At 73.4% G+C, this 3,313-nt stretch carries 4 protein-coding genes and 1 pseudogene; 4 read left to right on the top strand and 1 reads right to left on the bottom strand.

The genetic code is table 11. From position 1 onward, the window contains the following. Positions 1–186 (top strand): annotated as a pseudogene (locus H5J29_RS26245) (ArsR/SmtB family transcription factor); the annotation flags it as partial. Here the strand turns inward: H5J29_RS26245 and H5J29_RS26240 are convergent. Further along, positions 183–1,109: an LLM class F420-dependent oxidoreductase gene (locus tag H5J29_RS26240; protein ID WP_181783690.1), complete on the bottom strand. Its 927-nt coding sequence runs from the start codon at positions 1,107–1,109 to the stop codon at positions 183–185. The pseudogene H5J29_RS26245 and the gene H5J29_RS26240 overlap by 4 nt on opposite strands. A gap of 14 nt (positions 1,110–1,123) precedes the next feature. Here H5J29_RS26240 and H5J29_RS26235 point away from each other — a divergent pair, with 14 nt between their 5' ends. From H5J29_RS26235 to H5J29_RS26225, 3 genes are all read left to right on the top strand, one after another. After that, positions 1,124–2,002 carry an SDR family NAD(P)-dependent oxidoreductase gene (locus H5J29_RS26235; RefSeq protein ID WP_181783689.1) on the top strand — a complete coding sequence of 293 codons (879 nt, stop codon included), beginning with the start codon at positions 1,124–1,126 and terminating at the stop codon, positions 2,000–2,002. 10 nt (positions 2,003–2,012) lie between these two features. Beyond that, positions 2,013–3,017, top strand: a complete 1,005-nt coding sequence (gene lipA / locus H5J29_RS26230) for a lipoyl synthase (protein ID WP_181783688.1) — start codon at positions 2,013–2,015, stop codon at positions 3,015–3,017. A 78-nt stretch (positions 3,018–3,095) separates the two neighbouring features. Further along, a partial coding sequence (locus tag H5J29_RS26225; protein WP_181783687.1) for a DUF4191 family protein occupies positions 3,096–3,313 on the top strand: 218 nt, incomplete at its 3' end.

Below are 3,313 nucleotides of genomic sequence, written 5' to 3'. Positions count from 1 at the left end.
GCCGAGCTGCAGGAGGCCGCGGGGCTGGGCTCGACCGGGCAGCTCTACCACCATCTGCGCACGCTGACGCACTGCGGGCTGGTGGAGCAGGACGGCCGCGGCAGCTACCGGATCGGGGCGCGCACGGTGGTGCCGGCGTTGGTGCTGCTCACCGCGGCCGCGGACGTGGCGGGCCAGCTCTCCTAGGAGAGCAGGGCCGCGGCGATCTCCCCGACGTGGTCGAGGTCCGAGAGGTCGAGGACCTGCAGGTAGATCCGGGTGACACCGGTCTCCTCCGCCCACTCGCCCACCCGGTCTCGGACCTCCTCGGGGCTGCCCGCGAGGCCGTTGGCCCGCAGCCCGCCCACGTCCCGACCGATCGCCGCGGCACGGCGCTCGACCGCGACGGCGTCGGCACCGAGGCAGACGACCTGGGCGACGGACCGGACGATCTCCTTCGGGTCCCGGCCGATGGCCTCGCAGGCCGCGTCGACCCGGTCGAACTGGGCGCGGACGGCGTCGGGAGCGGAGAAGGCGACGTTGAACTCGTTCGCGAACCGCGCGGCCAGCGCCGGGGTCCGCTTCGGGCCGTGCCCGCCGACGATCACGGGCGGGCCGGGGCGCTGGACGGGCTTGGGCAGCGCGGGCGAGTCGGTGACGGTGTAGTGGTCGCCGGAGAACTCGTACCGCTCGCCCTCGGGGGTGGCCCACATCCCGGTGACGATCTCCAGCTGCTCGGTGAGCCGGTCGAACCGCTCCCCCAGCCGCGGGAACGGGACGGCGTTGGCGGCGTGCTCGGCCTCGTACCAGCCGGCACCCAGCCCCAGCTCGACGCGCCCACCGGACATCCGGTCCACCTGCGCGACGGAGATCGCCAGCGGGCCCGGGTACCGGAAGGTCGCCGAGGTCACGAGCGTGCCGAGGCGGATCCGGGAGGTCTCGCGGGCGAGCCCGGCGAGGGTCAGCCAGGCGTCCGTGGGCCCGGGCAGCCCGTCCACCGGCCCCATCGAGAGGTAGTGGTCGGAGCGGAAGAAGGCGTCGAAACCGGCCGCCTCGGTCGTCTGGGCGATGCGGAGCAGGTCGGCGTAGTCCGCGCCCTGCTGCGGTTCGGTGAAGATCCGGAGGTCCACTACCGTAGGTTCCCATGCCCCGGTGGACCGCCGACGACATCGGCCCCCTCGACGGCCGGACGGTGCTGGTCACGGGCGCGACGTCCGGCCTCGGCCGCGCCGGCGCGGAGATCCTCGTGGCGAAGGGTGCCCGGGTGCTCGGGACCGGGCGGGACCCGTCGCGGGTGCCTGCGGGCGTCGAGCCCGTCCGGCTGGACCTCGCCGACCTGGAGTCCGTGCGCACGGCCGCCGCGGAGGTCCGCGAGCGCACCGGCGACCGGCTCGACGTGCTGATGAACAACGCCGGCGTGATGGGCATCCCCGCCGAGTACACCGTCGACGGGTTCGAGCGACAGATCGCCACCAACCACCTCGGGCACGCGGCCCTGACCTGGCTGCTGATGCCCGCCCTGCGCAACGGGCCCGCGTCCCGGGTCGTCGTCGTGTCGAGCATCGCGCACCGCGGCGGCGGGCTCGACGTCGACGACCTGCACTTCCGGCGCAGGCCCTACCGTCCGGCCGTCGCCTACTCCCAGTCCAAGCTCGCCGACCTGCTGTTCGCCGCCGAGCTGGACCGACGGCTGCGGGGCGAGTCCACGATCGTCGTCGCCGCCCATCCGGGGATGACGGACACGGACCTGCTCGGGGTGTCGCTGCGCGCCCGCGGGCTGGGCTGGGCCGCCGGGCCGGTCAACAAGGTCGTCTGCCAACGGGTGGGCATCGGGGTCCTGCCCCAGCTGTTCGCCGCCGTCGGGCCCGCGCGAGCCGGGGACTACGTCGGGCCGCGGTTCGAGGTGCGCGGGCACCCCGCTCCGGCCCGCCGTTCGGCGGCCGCCCGAGACCTCGCCCTCGCCGCCCGGCTGTGGGAGGTCACGGCCTCGGAGACGGGGATCACCCCCGATCCCGGGGCGTAGGCTGGTCGCCGTGACGATCGCTCCCGAAGGCCGCAAGCTGCTCCGCCTCGAGGTCCGCAACGCCGAGACCCCGATCGAGCGCAAGCCGGAGTGGATCCGCACCAAGGCGCGCACCGGCCCGCAGTACACCGAGCTCAAGGGCCTGGTCCGCGCGGGCGGGCTGCACACGGTGTGCGAGGAGGCGGGCTGCCCCAACATCTACGAGTGCTGGGAGGACCGCGAGGCCACCTTCCTCATCGGGGGCGAGCAGTGCACCCGGCGCTGCGACTTCTGCCAGATCGACACCGGCAAGCCCGCCGACCTGGACCGGGACGAGCCGCGGCGGGTCGCCGAGTCCGTGCAGCAGATGGGGCTGCGGTACTCCACCGTCACGGGCGTGGCGCGAGACGACCTGCCCGACGGCGGGGCCTGGCTCTACGCCGAGACGGTCCGGCAGATCCACGCGATGAACCCCGGCACGGGCGTCGAGCTGCTGATCCCGGACTTCAACTCGATCGACGTGCAGCTCGACGAGGTGTTCGGGTCCCGACCCGAGGTGCTCGCCCACAACCTGGAGACGGTCCCGCGGATCTTCAAGCGGATCCGCCCGGCCTTCCGCTACGAGCGGTCGCTGGAGGTGCTGTCCAAGGCGCGCGCGGCGGGGCTGGTGACCAAGTCCAACCTGATCCTGGGCATGGGCGAGACGCCGGACGAGGTCACCGAGGCGCTGTCGGACCTGCACGACGCGGGCTGCGAGATCATCACGATCACCCAGTACCTGCGGCCGTCGAAGCGCCACCACCCCGTCGAGCGGTGGGTCAAGCCGCAGGAGTTCGTCACGCACTCGGAGACCGCCGAGCGGATCGGGTTCGCCGGCGTCATGGCCGGGCCGCTGGTGCGCTCGTCGTACCGGGCCGGGCGGCTCTACGCCCAGACCGTCGCGCACCGCGGCGAGGAGCTCCCCGAGGGCCTGGCGCACCTCGCCGCCGAGGCCCCGGCCGCGCAGGAGGCGCGCACGCTACTGGCCCGCAGCTGACGGCGCTTTCCGAACGCTCCCGGGCGTTCGTGCATCCGGTGGCGCGGGACCGGGTGCGTGGCACGTATCCTGGCCCACATGGCCGGCAAGCCCGACAAGGAGACCCAGAAGCGCCTCAAGGCGGAGAAGCGAGCGGAGAGCAAGCAGCGCCGTTCGCAGATCTGGCAGGCGTTCCAGATGCAGCGCAAGCAGGACAAGCTCCTGCTGCCGCTGATGATCGGGTCCGTCGTGGGCGCCGCGGTGGTGGCGTTCCTGATCGGCCTGATCTTCGACATGGAGTGGATCTTCCTCCCGTT

Origin of the sequence: Pseudonocardia pini (genome assembly GCF_013870575.1) — a bacterium.
Lineage (GTDB): Bacteria > Actinomycetota > Actinomycetes > Mycobacteriales > Pseudonocardiaceae > Pseudonocardia > Pseudonocardia pini.
The sequence above is the reverse complement of the archived record's forward strand: the minus strand, read 5'-3'. Positions and strand labels throughout refer to the sequence as shown.